Source organism: Massilia phyllosphaerae (assembly GCF_034659755.1).
In the GTDB taxonomy this organism is placed as follows: domain Bacteria; phylum Pseudomonadota; class Gammaproteobacteria; order Burkholderiales; family Burkholderiaceae_D; genus Telluria; species Telluria phyllosphaerae.
The window spans coordinates 830,610-844,246 of sequence record NZ_JAXSQX010000001.1 but is presented as its reverse complement, the minus strand read 5'-3'; the positions used below and the strand labels follow the sequence as shown (position 1 = coordinate 844,246).

At 63.3% G+C, this 13,637-nt stretch carries 14 protein-coding genes; 4 read left to right on the top strand and 10 right to left on the bottom strand.

The window, feature by feature from the left end; genetic code table 11:
- Positions 1–250 precede the first annotated feature (250 nt).
- From U1H99_RS03680 to U1H99_RS03670, 3 genes are read right to left on the bottom strand one after another with little or no spacing between them, the layout of a single operon-like run.
- Positions 251–790, bottom strand: a complete 540-nt coding sequence (locus U1H99_RS03680; RefSeq protein WP_323140403.1) for an adenine phosphoribosyltransferase — start codon at positions 788–790, stop codon at positions 251–253.
- A gap of 58 nt (positions 791–848) precedes the next feature.
- A complete protein-coding gene (ispH, locus tag U1H99_RS03675) occupies positions 849–1,793 on the bottom strand; it encodes a 4-hydroxy-3-methylbut-2-enyl diphosphate reductase (protein WP_323140402.1) in 945 nt (314 codons plus the stop codon).
- 10 nt (positions 1,794–1,803) lie between these two features.
- Positions 1,804–2,259, bottom strand: coding sequence for an FKBP-type peptidyl-prolyl cis-trans isomerase (locus U1H99_RS03670; RefSeq protein WP_141832366.1), 456 nt, complete (start codon positions 2,257–2,259; stop codon positions 1,804–1,806).
- A gap of 114 nt (positions 2,260–2,373) precedes the next feature.
- On the opposite strand from U1H99_RS03670, the gene radC reads away from it, so the two are divergent.
- Positions 2,374–3,048: a RadC family protein gene (radC, locus tag U1H99_RS03665; protein WP_323140401.1), complete on the top strand. Its 675-nt coding sequence runs from the start codon at positions 2,374–2,376 to the stop codon at positions 3,046–3,048.
- 19 nt (positions 3,049–3,067) lie between these two features.
- Here the strand turns inward: radC and U1H99_RS03660 are convergent, their stop codons facing one another.
- Positions 3,068–4,780, bottom strand: coding sequence for a response regulator (locus tag U1H99_RS03660; protein WP_323140400.1), 1,713 nt, complete (start codon positions 4,778–4,780; stop codon positions 3,068–3,070).
- Positions 4,767–6,281: an ATPase domain-containing protein gene (locus tag U1H99_RS03655; protein WP_323140399.1), complete on the bottom strand. Its 1,515-nt coding sequence runs from the start codon at positions 6,279–6,281 to the stop codon at positions 4,767–4,769. Before U1H99_RS03655 ends, U1H99_RS03660 begins: the two co-directional genes overlap by 14 nt.
- A gap of 259 nt (positions 6,282–6,540) precedes the next feature.
- Between U1H99_RS03655 and rpmB the strand changes: the two genes are divergently transcribed.
- The 3 genes from rpmB to U1H99_RS03640 all read left to right on the top strand — a co-directional run bounded on the left by rpmB (position 6,541) and on the right by U1H99_RS03640 (position 8,228).
- Positions 6,541–6,777, top strand: a complete 237-nt coding sequence (gene rpmB / locus U1H99_RS03650; protein ID WP_141832358.1) for a 50S ribosomal protein L28 — start codon at positions 6,541–6,543, stop codon at positions 6,775–6,777.
- Between the two features lie 13 nt (positions 6,778–6,790).
- The gene (gene rpmG, locus U1H99_RS03645) at positions 6,791–6,958 is read left to right on the top strand and encodes a 50S ribosomal protein L33 (RefSeq protein WP_005665735.1); all 168 of its coding nucleotides are present in this window, start codon (positions 6,791–6,793) and stop codon (positions 6,956–6,958) included.
- Positions 6,959–7,133: 175 nt separating this feature from the next.
- Positions 7,134–8,228 carry a hypothetical protein gene (locus tag U1H99_RS03640; RefSeq protein ID WP_323140398.1) on the top strand — a complete coding sequence of 365 codons (1,095 nt, stop codon included), beginning with the start codon at positions 7,134–7,136 and terminating at the stop codon, positions 8,226–8,228.
- Between the two features lie 152 nt (positions 8,229–8,380).
- On the opposite strand, the gene U1H99_RS03635 is transcribed toward U1H99_RS03640, so the two are convergent.
- The 5 genes from U1H99_RS03635 to U1H99_RS03615 form a co-directional block, all read right to left on the bottom strand.
- A complete protein-coding gene (locus U1H99_RS03635; protein ID WP_323140397.1) occupies positions 8,381–9,592 on the bottom strand; it encodes a DesA family fatty acid desaturase in 1,212 nt (403 codons plus the stop codon).
- Positions 9,593–9,730: 138 nt separating this feature from the next.
- The gene (locus U1H99_RS03630; protein ID WP_323141205.1) at positions 9,731–11,080 is read right to left on the bottom strand and encodes a mechanosensitive ion channel family protein; all 1,350 of its coding nucleotides are present in this window, start codon (positions 11,078–11,080) and stop codon (positions 9,731–9,733) included.
- A 12-nt stretch (positions 11,081–11,092) separates the two neighbouring features.
- Positions 11,093–12,400, bottom strand: coding sequence for an RsmB/NOP family class I SAM-dependent RNA methyltransferase (locus U1H99_RS03625; RefSeq protein WP_323140396.1), 1,308 nt, complete (start codon positions 12,398–12,400; stop codon positions 11,093–11,095).
- Positions 12,401–12,424: 24 nt separating this feature from the next.
- Positions 12,425–13,039, bottom strand: coding sequence for a phosphoribosylglycinamide formyltransferase (purN, locus tag U1H99_RS03620; protein WP_323140395.1), 615 nt, complete (start codon positions 13,037–13,039; stop codon positions 12,425–12,427).
- Positions 13,040–13,170: 131 nt separating this feature from the next.
- The gene (locus U1H99_RS03615) at positions 13,171–13,620 is read right to left on the bottom strand and encodes a barstar family protein (RefSeq protein WP_323140394.1); all 450 of its coding nucleotides are present in this window, start codon (positions 13,618–13,620) and stop codon (positions 13,171–13,173) included.
- Positions 13,621–13,637: the final 17 nt, after the last annotated feature.

Below are 13,637 nucleotides of genomic sequence, written 5' to 3'. Positions count from 1 at the left end.
AACAAAAACGGCACCCGGGTTCTCCGAAGTGCCGCTCTGGTGCAGGTACTTTACTGCAGTGCTGACTGCGCAGGAATTCCGAGCGCCATCATCATAGCGATGTTTTACAAAAACTAATATCGGAAATTCTACGCATAACCAACTATCGCTTTATTGAAGAAACCGCCAGGAACCGGAACGCACCCGCATCATGCAACGCAGGCCGGCGTGCCTGAAAAGCGTGCCGGCCCGCACTGGAATAACACGAAACTCACACGTCGCGCAGGGTCACGACCGGCATGGTCAAGGCCCGCTTGTCCTTGAAAAAGGCGATATCGAACAGCGCCGCCGCGCCGACCACGTCCTTGCCGATCCGGCGCAGCAAGCTCGCCGCCGCCTCGATCGTGCCGCCGGTGGCCAGCACGTCGTCGACGATCAGCACGCGCCGGCCCTTGATGCGCTCCGGCTGGATCTCGATGGTGGCCCTGCCGTACTCGCGCTGGTAGTCGATGCGGATCGCCTCGCCCGGCAGCTTGCCGGCCTTGCGCGCCATCGCGAAACCGATGCCGCGCCCATACGCCAGCGCGCCGGCCAGCATGAAGCCGCGCGCATCCATGGCGACGATGAAGTCGAAGTCGAGCTGCGCGGTGCGCGCGGCCAGGGTATCGACGGCAATGCGCCAGTGGACGGGGTTGTCGAAGACGCAGCCGACATCGATGAAATTGACACCGGGTTCGGGATAGTCCTGGAAGAATTCGAGGGGGATCGAGTCGAAGCCGAGCTCGGCTTCGCTTACATTGACGTCGCGCATGGGGAGAGTACTCAGGAATAAAAGACGGCCGGCCGAACGGCCGGCCGGTCAGGTCAGATCAGGCAGCGGCCTTGTTGCCGTCCAGGCCCTTGGGCAGCGGGAAAGTGACGTTCTCTTCGACGCCTTCGAGCGCACGCACGCTGGCGGCGCCCAGTTGCTTGAGGCGGTCGATCACGGCCTGCACCAGCACTTCCGGGGCCGAGGCGCCGGCAGTCACGCCGATGCGCTTCTTGCCTTCGATCCAGGCCGGATCGATGGCGGCGGCATTGTCGACCATGTAGGCCGGCGTACCCATCTTGTCGGCCACTTCGCGCAGGCGGTTCGAGTTCGAGCTGTTGGGGCTGCCGACCACGATCACGACTTCCACCTGCGGCGCCAGGAACTTGACGGCTTCCTGGCGGTTGGTGGTGGCGTAGCAGATGTCACCCTTCTTCGGCTCGATGATGTTCGGGAAACGCGCCTTGAGCGCCTCGATGATCTCGGCGGTGTCGTCGACCGACAGCGTGGTCTGCGACACGTAGGCCAGCAGGTCCGGATTCGCGACTTGCAGCGTTTGCACGTCGTCGACGGTCTCGACCAGGTGCATGCCCTCTTCCGCCTGCCCCATCGTGCCTTCGACTTCCGGGTGGCCGGCGTGGCCGATCATGATGATCTCGGCGCCCTGCTTGCGCATTTTGGCGACTTCGACGTGGACCTTGGTCACCAGCGGGCAGGTGGCATCGAACACCTTCAGGCCGCGCGATTCGGCTTCGTCGCGCACTGCCTTCGACACACCGTGGGCCGAGAACACCAGCGTATTGCCGGCCGGGACGTCATCCAGGTCTTCGATGAAGATCGCGCCCTTGTCGCGCAAATCGCTGACGACGTAGGCGTTGTGGACGATCTCGTGACGCACGTAGATCGGCGCGCCGAACTGCTGCAGGGCACGCTCGACGATCTCGATCGCGCGGTCGACGCCGGCGCAGAAGCCGCGCGGCTGGGCCAACAGAATCTCGTTATCCATGTGTAGGTAATTAGAGTACGGAAATAAGCTGCACCTCGAAGGTCAGCGGCTGGCCTGCGAGCGGGTGGTTGAAATCGAACACGGCGTCGTTTTCGCGCACTTCGCGCAGCACGCCGGCAAAGCGGCCGCCGCTCGGCGCCGCGAAATCGACCAGGTCGCCGACCTGGTAGTCGGCGTCCGGCACCGAATTCTCTTCCAGGGTCTTCTTCGACACGGCCTGGATCAGTTCCGGGTTACGTTCGCCGAACCCTTCAGCCGGACTCAACTCAAAGGTCTGGTGCGTGCCTTCCGCCAGGCCCAGCAGGCGCTGTTCGAGGAAGGGTGCGAGCTGGCCCTGACCCAGCAGCAGCGTGGCCGGGGTGGCGCCGAAGGTCGTGACGATATCGGTACCGTCGGCGGTGGCGAGGCGATAGTGCAGCGTCAGGTACGACGATTCGGTGACAACGGGAGCGGTGGAAGAAGACATTGGGTGTGTCGAGGTTGCGTGCAAACCGCTATTGTAAGCCAGAGCCGTCCTTTCCGCCCGCCTTCTCCCACTTTGCTCCACCATTTTTTGCTTATATTTTAGGCAAGGAGAACCATGGGCATCAATGACTGGAGCGAGCAGGAACGGCCGCGCGAGCGGCTGGTGCGCGACGGCGCGGCGGCGCTGTCCAACCCCGAACTGCTGGCCCTGCTGCTGCGGGTCGGCGTGCGCGGGAAGAGCGCGGTCGAGCTCGGACGCGACATTTTGCAGCACTTCGGCTCGCTGCACGGCCTGTTCGGCGCCACGCTGAACGATTTTTCCGAGGTGCACGGCCTCGGCATGGCCAAGTATGCGCAGCTGCAGGCGGTAATGGAACTGGCGCGGCGCGCCATCGGTGAGCAATTACAAACCGGCGCCACCATGGAGTCGCCCGAACTGGTCAAGCGCTACCTGCGCATCCGGCTCGGCGGCCAGCACCATGAATCCTTCGTGGTGTTGTTCCTGGACGTCAGGGCGCGCCTGATCGCCGACAAGGAATTGTTTCGCGGCACGCTCACTCAGGCCAGCGTCTACCCGCGCGAAGTGGTGAAGGCGGCACTGGCCTGCAACGCGGCCAGCGTGATCCTCGCCCACAACCACCCGTCCGGCGTGGCCGAGCCCAGCCACGCCGACCTGCACCTGACGCGCCTGCTGACCCAGGCGCTGGCCCTGGTCGAGATCCGCGTGCTCGATCATTTCGTGGTGGCCGGGCCGCTGGTGCATTCGTTTGCGGAAAACGGACAGCTCTAGCCGGTGCCGCCGGCATGCCTCAGGCCGGCCGCTCCAACGCCTGTTCGATACTGGCTTCCAAGTCCACCAGCTGGAAGGGTTTGCGCAGCAGGATGCCGCCGCCGATGCTGGCCTCGACCGCGCGCATGTCGGCGTAACCGGTAGCAATGATCATCGGCAGGTCCGGATGGATCTCGCGCGCCTTGCGCATCAGCTCGGCACCGGTCATGCCCGGCATCAGGTAATCAGTGATCATCAGGTCGGGGCGCTCGTTTTCCAGCCTCGCGAGCGCCTCCGCACCGCCCGCGGCCTGGGTCACGTAATGCCCCAGCGCCCGCAGCAGCTCGGCGATCGAGGTGCGCACCACGTCGTCATCCTCGACCACCAGGATGCGGGCCCCGGGCCGGCGGGTGCGCTGGTGGGCGCCGTCCGGGGCGGCGGGTTCCATGCCGGAAGTGGCGTGACGCAGCCAGATCTCGACGGTGGTGCCGGCGCCGGGCGTACTGAGGATGCGGGCGCCGCCGCCGGACTGCTGCGCCACCCCGTATACTTGGCTCAGCCCCAGGCCGGTACCCTTGCCGACGCCCTTGGTAGTAAAGAAGGGCTCGAACACGCGGGCGGCGACGTCGGGACTCATGCCTTCCCCGCTGTCGCTCACCGCGATGCACACGTAGTCGCCGACCGGCAGCAAGGCCGGCGGCGGATCGGCGCGGCGCGCATGAAAACGCAGGCTGCCGCCACCGGGCATCGCATCGCGCGCATTGATCGCCAAGTTCAGCAGCGCCATTTCCATCTGATTGGTGTCAGCCAGCACCGCCGTCATGCCTTCGGACGCCTCGTCGACATCGAAGCGCAGGGCGATCCCGGAACCGACCGAGGTCGCCACCAGGTCGCGGATGCCGCCGAACAGGGCACCGACTGCCACCGGCCGCAGGTCCAGGCTCTGGTTGCGCGAAAACGCCAGCAACTGCCCGGTGAGCTTGGCGCCGCGCTGGCAGGCGTTGCGCGCGACGGTGGCCCGCTTGCGCGCCACCTCGTCGGCGGACATCAACACGATCAAGTCCATGTTGCCCTGCACGACATTCAGCAGATTGTTGAAGTCGTGGGCGATGCCGCCGGTGAGCTGGCCGATCGCTTCCATCTTCTGCAATTGATTGACCGTCTGCAGGGCGCGCTCGCGCTCGATGATTTCATTGGTCAGGCGGTCGTTGGCCTGGGCCAGCGCACGCGTGCGCTCGTCGATGCGCGCCTCCAGGGTTTCGTTGAGCTGCACCAGTTGATCCTGGCTGGCGCGCAAGACCCGGGCCGCCTGCTCGCGCTCGACCAGCATGTCGCGCGCCGCATACTGGCGGCGCCTTCCACGCAGGGCAGCCGAGGCCGCGCTGCGCACGGTCTGCACGTTCAGAGGACGCTCCAGCAGGATGACACTGCCCAGCTCGGCCAGGCGGCTGCGCACGCTGGTGGCCGCCATGCCGACCGGTCGCGACACCAGCAAGACCAGCGGAAAGTCGGACCAGGGCGCCTGCCGCTGCAGGGCCGCAGCCAGCCGGTCGATGCCCTGCGCGTCGAGCGCTTCCTCGGCGATGATGGCGGACGCCGCCCCTTCGTCCATGGCGCCCAGCAAGGCATCGATGCCGGGCTGCGCGCTGCAGGCAAGGCCATCCTGGGCCAGCACTTCCCCGATCACCTCGGCATCGCGTCCGCGCGGAGCCAGGATCAGGATGCGCTGCTCGTACAGCTTACTCAGCGTCATCGCTGTTGAGCATCATCGGCGTGTCCCCGCGGTAGGTTGGCAGGCCGGTCAGCACGCCTTCGAATCCTTGCAATGCCGTGCCGATCTGCACCCCCGTACTGTTCAGCAAGAGCTCGTGGATGGACAGCGCGTGGGTCGTGGTCCGGCTCTTGATGACCGTGATCGCGCGCCGCAGCCGCGCACGCGATTCGAAGAAGCGCAACAGGACCGTGGTGTCGCTCAGGTAGCTCAGGTCGACGTCGGTGCGCAACTCCCCCATCAGACCGTGCTGGCCCAGCACCAGCACCGTGGTAACGCCCTGCAGGTTCAGGTAGCTCAGCAGCTCATGCATCTGCAGGGTCAGGAATTGCTCGCCCGGCATGGCCTGCAAATAAGCATTGAGGCTGTCGATCGTGATGAACTTGACGCCCTGACTCTCGACGGCATCCCGCAGCATCTGGGCGAACTCTCCGGGCGACAGCTCGGCCGGGTCAATGTGCTGGATCGTCAGCTGGCCATTCTCGACATACGGCATCAGGTTCATGCCCAGCGTCGCGTTGCGCGCGAAAAAGGTGCCCATGCCTTCGTCGAACAGGTAAAAGGCAGCCTTGCTGCCGCGCTGCAGGGCGGTCAGCATGCAGCGTACCGACAGCGTCGTCTTGCCGATGCCGGACGGGCCGACGATCAGGGTATTGGTGCCGGCCACCAGGCCGCCGCCCAGCAGCGCGTCGAAGCCGTCCGAGCCGCTCGAATGCACCTGCGGCGAGAACTCGCGTACGTGCTCGGCTGCGACCAGTCGCGGAAAAATGCGCAGGCCGCCGGTTTGCAGCGCATAGTCGTGATAGCCGCCGCGGAACTGGATGCCGCGCATCTTGATGATGTTGACGCGGCGCCGTTCCTTGCCGAATTCCTGGGCGATCTGTTCCAGGCTGATGACGCCGTGCGCGATGCTGTGCAGGTGCTGGTCGACCTGGCTGGTCTTATCGTCCAGCATCAGTACAGTGCAGGCGCGTGAGGTGAAGAATTGCTTGAGCGCCAGGATCTGGCGCCGGTAGCGCAGGGGATTCTGGGCCAGCAGGCGCATTTCCGACAGGCTATCAAACACCACGCGCGATGGCCGGATGCGGTCGACCTGTTCCATCACGTTTTGCGTGGTCTCGCCGAGTTCGACTTCGGCCGGGTGGAAAACCGATTGCTGGGCGTCCGGGTCCAGCTCGTTGTCGCTGGCCAGTTCGTGGATCGCGATACCGTCCATGTCCCAGCCATGGCTTGCAGCCACCGCAATCAACTCGTCCGCGGTCTCCGACAGGGTGATATACAGGCCGCGCTCGCCGCGGGCTGCACCGTCGCGCAGGAACTGCAGGCCGAGCGTGGTCTTGCCGGTGCCGGGCGAACCCTCGACCAGGTACACACGCTGCGCCGTCAGGCCACCGCGGAGGATATCGTCGAGCCCGTCGATGCCGGTGGAAATGCGGAATGTCGGAATCTGCGGCGGGCGCTGGGTCGTGCTGGTGTCGTTCATGTCGTCGCGTAATCGTCGGTTGTCGCCTGTTAGTCAACAGACATTATATGCGCAGCGCTGCACGAAAATCGGGTCGGCGAGATCGAAGTTTATGCTGCGAAAACAGGCGTTTACGAACAAGAATTGCTAAATTTTACGATTGTTAAATTTATGCGATTTACTGAGACACAATTTTTTTCTGCAAGTTGTTGATTACGCGACGGTTTTCACGCTATACTCTCGTTTTTCCGATTGTGGAAGTTTACTCAAGGAGTGCGCTATGGCACGTGTTTGCCAAGTTACTGGCAAGGGCCCGATGGTTGGCAACAACGTCTCCCACGCCAACAACAAAACCAAGCGTCGTTTTCTGCCGAACCTGCAGAACCGCCGCATCTTCGTAGAATCCGAAAACCGCTGGGTCTCCCTGCGTATTTCGAACGCTGGCCTGCGCGTCATCGACAAGCTCGGCATCGACGCAGTCCTGACCGACATGCGCGCCCGCGGCGAAAAAATCTAATTAGGGAGCTATCATGGCAAAAACTGGCCGCGACAAGATCAAACTGGAATCGACCGCAGGTACCGGTCACTTCTACACCACGACCAAGAACAAGCGCACCATGCCGGCGAAGATGGAAATCACCAAATTCGACCCGAAGGCTCGCAAGCACGTGATCTACAAAGAAACCAAGATCAAGTAATCTGGTTCTTTCGTAGTGAGAGAAAGCCGTCCGTCTGGGCGGCTTTTTTTATTTCTAAAACTTGTTTCCAAGTTCCATCCGATGCGTTGACACGGATCAGCCTGCCTCCACATCCCGCGCTTTGCCGCCCGGCCGCGCGCCTATAGTCGACAATCCGCCGACCTGGAGATGAGCGATGACGATCCCGTACCTGCTTCGACTGCTGGCAATACTTTCACTCCTGACCGGCTGTTCCACCCCCTACCGCCCGCCCGTCGTCGTGCGCGACAGCACGCCCTTCCCCGGCGTCGCCGGCATCGTCGCCGCCAATGGCACCCGCCCGGTCGACCTGATCCTGGTGCATGGGATGTGCACCCAGGATGCCGACTGGGCCGAGCGCAGCATCGACCGCATCGCCGGCGCGGTCAGCGAACATGCGCCGGCAGCCATACGCTCGCCGGGCGCGGACAGCGGCGGCATCCAGCTCGTCGAGCGCACGCAACAGATCGCCGGCGGCACGGTGCGGTTCCATGCGTTGCTGTGGTCGCCGCTAACGGTGCCGCTGAAGCGCCAGCTCGACTACGACCACACGGCCACGCCAACCGACTGTGCTACCGGCCAGGTGTGCAAGCCGGTGCGCGCCGTGCTCAACGGCATGGTGAAGGACAGGCTGCTCGACGATTGCCTGGCCGACGCCGTGATCTACGAAGGCGCCAGCCATGCGGCGATCCGCAATGCGATGGTCGAGACCGTCTCGCGCATCGTCGCCGCCAATCCGGACCCGGACGGCACCCTGGTCGTGGTGGCGGAAAGCCTGGGCAGCAAGATGCTGTTCGACGCCCTGTCCAGCATGCTCGAATCGAACCAGCCGCGCACCCAGGCGCTGGGCCAGCTGGCCGCGCGCCGCCTTGGCCTGATCTATATGGCGGGCAACCAGCTGCCCATCCTCGGCCTGGCCGAACAGGCCCTGGTGGCGAACGCCATGCCGGCCCAGGATGCGCTGCAGCGTTTCCTGGAACTGCGCCGCCGCCAGCCGACCCAGCGCGCCGGCCGCCTGCAGCGCCTGGCCGTGGTGGCCTTTACCGATCCGAACGACCTGCTGTCCTACCGCCTGCTGCCGGCGCGCTATGCGGCGCCGGACGTGGCGGTGGCCGACGTACTGGTGTCGAATGCACGCACCTGGCTGGGCTTGATCGAAAATCCGGTGGCGGCGCACATGAATTACCTGGCCAATCCGGATGTGGGGAAATTGATTGCCTGCGGGTTCCTGCAGGCGGTGGGGTGCAAGTAACAAACCGGTCCCCCAGCCACACCGTCGTTCCCGGCATTGCCGGAAACGACTCCCCGCGAAGGCGGGGACGACGCATTGTCGATGGACGTACTTTATCAGTCAGCAAACAAAAACGGCTCCCGCAGGAGCCGTTTTTCATTCAACACACAATCTCAAGCATAGCTACGCAGGCGCATCGAAAACTCCTGCAGCGCCTTGATGCCGGACGCTTCGGCGCGCGTGCACCAGTCTTGCAGCTGATGCAGCAGCTGGTCGCGGGTCGAATGCGAACGCTCCCAGATCGCGCCCAGTTCCACGCGCATCTGGTGCATGGTTTCCAGCGCCTTGCTGTGCTGGAACAGCTCGACCAGCTGCGCCTGCTGCGGCGAATCGAGCTTGGTCGGCTCGCGCTGCAGCAGCTTGCGGCTGCTCTTCAGAAAGCGCGCTTCCAGCTCGGCCTTGTGCTTCAGGTGCTCGACTTCTTCGCTGAACGCGGCCTTGACCGACTTGGCATACTTGGCCATCACGTCGTAGCGGTTGGCGATCACGGCTTGCAGGGTGTCGAAGTCGGCAACGGTCTTGTCCTTGGCCATGCGCGGCTTCGGGATGGTCTTCTTGACCTTGGCCAGGCCCATGATTTCCATGGTGCGGATGTACATCCAGCCGATGTCGAATTCGTACCACTTGCTCGACAGCTTGGCCGACGTCGCAAAGGTGTGGTGGTTATTGTGCAGTTCTTCGCCACCGATGAGGATGCCCCACGGCATCAGGTTGCAGGCGGCGTCGTTGCAATCGTAGTTGCGGTAGCCGGTATAGTGGCCCAGGCCGTTGATGATGCCGGCGGCCGTGATCGGGATCCACAGCATCTGGACGGCCCAGATCGAGATGCCGGCCACGCCGAACAGCATGACGTTGATCGGCAGCAGCGCGGACACACCCAGCCAGCTGTACTTGGTGTACAGGTTGTTCTCGATCCAGTCGTTCGGGCAGCCGTGGCCGTACTTGTCCAGGGTTTCCTGGTTTTTGGTTTCGGCGCGGTAGAGTTCAGCACCTTCCAGCAGCACCTTCTTGATGCCGCGCGTTACCGGGCTGTGCGGATCGTCGACGGTTTCGCACTTGGCATGGTGCTTGCGGTGTACCGCAGCCCATTCCTTGGTGACCTGGCCCGTGGTCAGCCACAGCCAGAAGCGGAAGAAATGGCTGATGATCGGATGCAATTCGAGCGCGCGGTGCGCCTGGTGGCGGTGCAGGTAAATGGTGACGCCGGCGATCGTGATATGGGTCACGACCAGGGTGTATCCAACCATCTGCCACGCCGACAGGTCAACCAGACCGCCGTCCAGGAAGGACAGGACAGCGTGGAAGATGTTACTCAGAAAATTCATTAATGCTCCAGAAATGGATGGCTTGGCGATGCCGTTCTTTCTGCCGAACGATCGCTAGGACGAGACGTCGTCCTTACAGCTGGATGACGCACCCGCATTTTACGCGTATCCAATGACGCACGGAACGTCAGAGGACAATCAATTCGATGTAGCGCCGGAATCCGGGGCCGGTTGCGTGATCCGCGCCACAATCGACGCTATATGGGAGTCGAGCAGGCGAGTATCAACCGATGGATACCCAAGTTTGATGTCACCGCTCTGCACCAGCGCATAGATTTTCTTGTTAATTTCGGACACCACGCCGCCCTGCCCGTTTTCCGGATCGGCGATCCAGAAACCGAGGTCGAGTTCGTAGCCCTCCGGGCCGAAGCGCGACAGCGAACAGCCGGGCGCCGGCTCCTCCAGCACGCGCGGCGTGCCCACCGCCTGCGCGATCAGCAGCGGCATGACGAGGTCGAGATCGGAACCGTAGGCCACCGTGATCTTGGTCGAGGCGCGCACCCGGCGGTTGCTGAGCGACTGGTTCTGCACCGTGCCGGAAATCAGCATCTCGTTCGGCACCACGGTTTCGACACCGTCCAGGCCCTGCAGCACGGTGTAGCGGGTATTGATCTGAGTAACTTTACCTGTGAAATTGGTTACAGAGATCATGTCGCCGATCGACAGGCTGCGCTCGAGCAGGATGATGAAGCCAGACACATAATTACTGGCAATGCGCTGCATGCCCAGGCCGAGACCGACACCGAGCGCGCCGCCGAATACGGACAGCACAGTCAGGTCGATGCCGACCAGGTTCAGGCTCAGCAGCACGGCGCCGACGATCAGCACCGCGCGGCTGACCCGCGCCAGCGCCGCCCGCAGCGAGCTGTGCAGTGCCGTCATGCCCATCAGCCGTTCTTCCAGCGCCGTTCCGGCCCACAGCGCCAGCATCAGCAGGACCGCCACCGTCACGATGCCCTGCAACAAGTCGGCCAGCGATACCTGGCTCGACTTCTTGGGCCCGTATTTCAGCGTATAGCTGTCGAGGAAATCGAAGATGTCCGGCCACATGCCGGTGATGTACAGCACCACCGCCACCCACACCACCAGGGCGACGATCTTTTCCAGCGTGACAAAGGAGTCGTCCAGCGGCCTGCGGCGCGCGAACACGCGCCGCAGCAGGTAGAACACCAGGCGGATCACCCCGAGCGACCAGAAGATCGGGATCGCCACCTTGACGATATTGGTGTGGAAGCGGTACTTCGCCAGCAGGAATTGCGCCAGGCTCAGCAGCGCAACCACCAGCAGCGGTCCCATCACGTGGGTAAAACTGGCCACGCCGGTATGCAGGCTGTCTTCATGGCCGGGCCGCCGGCTCCATAACACCCGTACCAGGCGCGCCACCAGCCAGCCGACCAGCATGCACGCCACGATAGCCCCGATCTGCCACGGCATGCCGGGGCGGCTCAGGTCATCGAAGAGGTCGTCGATCAGGCTGGACAGAGGCATCGGTTGCAAGGATTACTCCGCTGCCTCGTCCTCGGCCACGTCGGCAGGCTTGGCCGGCTTGTCCCCGGCCTTGCGCTCCAGCACGGCGGCGAAGAAGCCGTCGGTGCCGTGCTTGTGCGGCAGCATTTTCAAATAGTCGCCCATCTCCAGGGCAATGCGCTGTTCCGCCAACACCTTGTGCATCGGCACCAGCTCGAACTCCGGATGCGCGGCCAGGAAGGCTTCGACGATGGCGTCGTTTTCCTCGTTCAGCAAGCTGCAGGTGGCATACACCAGGCGGCCGCCGAATTTCACCAGGCGCGCCGCACTGTCCAGGATCGCGGTCTGCTTCTCAGTCATCTCGCCGACGCCGTCCGCCTGCTGGCGCCACTTGACGTCAGGATTGCGGCGCAGCGTGCCCATGCCCGAGCACGGCGCGTCGACCAGTACGCGGTCGATCTTGCCGGCCAGACGTTTTACTTTTGCATCACGCTCATGCGCGATCACCACCGGGTGCACGTTCGACAGGCCGCTGCGCGCCACGCGCGGTTTCAGCTTGGCCAGGCGTTTTTCCGAGACGTCGAAGGCATACAGGCGGCCGGTGTTGCGCATGATGGCGCCGATGGCCAGGGTCTTGCCGCCGGCGCCGGCGCAGAAGTCGACCACCATCTCGCCGCGGCGCGCGCCCAGCAGCTGGGCCAGCACCTGGCTGCCCTCGTCCTGGACTTCGATCGCGCCTTCCTTGAACAGCGGCAGGTTCTGCAGTGCCGGTTTCTTGAAAATGCGCAGGCCGGTCGGCGAGTACGGGGTCGGTTCGGCGGCGATCGGCGCCGTCGCCAGTTCGGCGATCACTTTCTCGCGGTCAGCCTTGAGGGTGTTCACGCGCAGGTCGAGCGGGGCCGGGGTGTTCAGCACATTCGCCAGTGCCAGGGTTTCTTCCTCGCCGTACTGGGCCACGAACTTGTCGTACAGCCAATCAGGCAGGTTGGCGCGCTGGCGCGCCGGCAACAGCGAACGGTCGATTTCCTTGATGCGTTCCAGCAGCGCGGTCTCGTCGTCCGACAGGCCGCCCAGGGCATCGATGCCGACGGTTTCCGCCATGCCGAGCAGGACCAGGCGACGCATGGTCGCGCCGCGGCCGCCGCCGGTGAAGTCGGTATAGAAGGTCTTGTTGCGCAGCACGGCGTACACGCACTCGGCGATGGCGCCGCGCTCGCGGCCGCCCAGGCGGGAATGGTCTTTGAAGTAGCGCGACAGGGTGACGTCGGCCGGCGCGGTAAAGCGCAGGATCTCGCGCAATACCTCTTCCGCATTGCCGAGTATCGCGGGGGGCAATCTCATGGTGTTCCTTGAATGATTCTTGAATTAACTGATGGTCTCGGCGATGCGTACTTCGCCGTCTACGATGTTGAGCCTGTCTTCGACAAACAGGCGCACCGCTTGTGGATAGATGAGGTGTTCCTTTTCCAGCAGGCGCTCGGCCAGGCTGGTTTCCGTATCGCCCGGCAGCACATTGATGCGCGCCTGCAACACAGCCGGACCGTGATCCAGTTCGGCGGTAACGAAGTGCACGGTGGCGCCATGCTCGAGCACACCCGCCTCCAGTGCCTGGCGGTGCGTATGCAAGCCCGGGAACAGCGGCAGCAGCGACGGGTGGATGTTCAGCATGCGTCCGGCGTAATGCTCGACGAAGGGCGCAGTCAGGATGCGCATGAAGCCGGCGAGCACCACCAGGTCGGCCCCGTAGCCGTCGATGGTTCGTTGCAGGACCGCATCAAAGGCCTCGCGCGACGCGAATTCCTTGCTGGGCACGACTGCCGTCGGAATACCGTGCGCCTGCGCAAACGCAAGCCCCTTGGCGTCAGGCTTATTGCTGATGACGGCAGCGATACGCGCCGGCCAGCGTTCGGCTTCGAGAGCCCGCACGATGGCTTCCATGTTGCTGCCACGACCAGAAATAAGGATCACGATATTTTTCATAAGCGGGCATTGTAACCTGCGGCCCTCTAGAGCGCCTGAGAAAACCCTCAGGGTAAGGCGCATCGTCGAAGACAGTACGATAGTACGGCGAGACGATGCAACGCTGCCGTGGGGGTTTTTATCAGGCGCTCTTACTCAAACGGTCTTGCGCCTACCCAACCTACAGACTGCAGCGATTGCGGCTCTTCAAATGAGTAAAACACCCGGAACGGCACTTTCTTTTCGGCCCAGAATTCGGCGGCGTCACGGAACACGTCGAGTAGCGACTCACGCGCTTCCTTGTCGAACTTTTGCGAATTCGGCAGCTGATCGAGCACGGCAATAAAACCCGGCTGCGGTCCGGCATCCGAGATAATTTCGGTCATGCAGTTGCGCAGCGCATCGAAATTCTTGCTGCACGGTTTGGACAGGTAGAATTGCTCACCGATGCGGGAGCAAACTTGCTGCTTGGTCAAGGCATTCGAACACAAGGCGTAGAGGAAGTGATGGCCCAGGCGTAGCGCCTCCTTTTGCAGCTCCGGAATGCGGAAAGCACGGATGGACTGCACAAGATTCGGCGGTACTCTCATCAACAAACTCATTTTTTCCTCAAGTCACC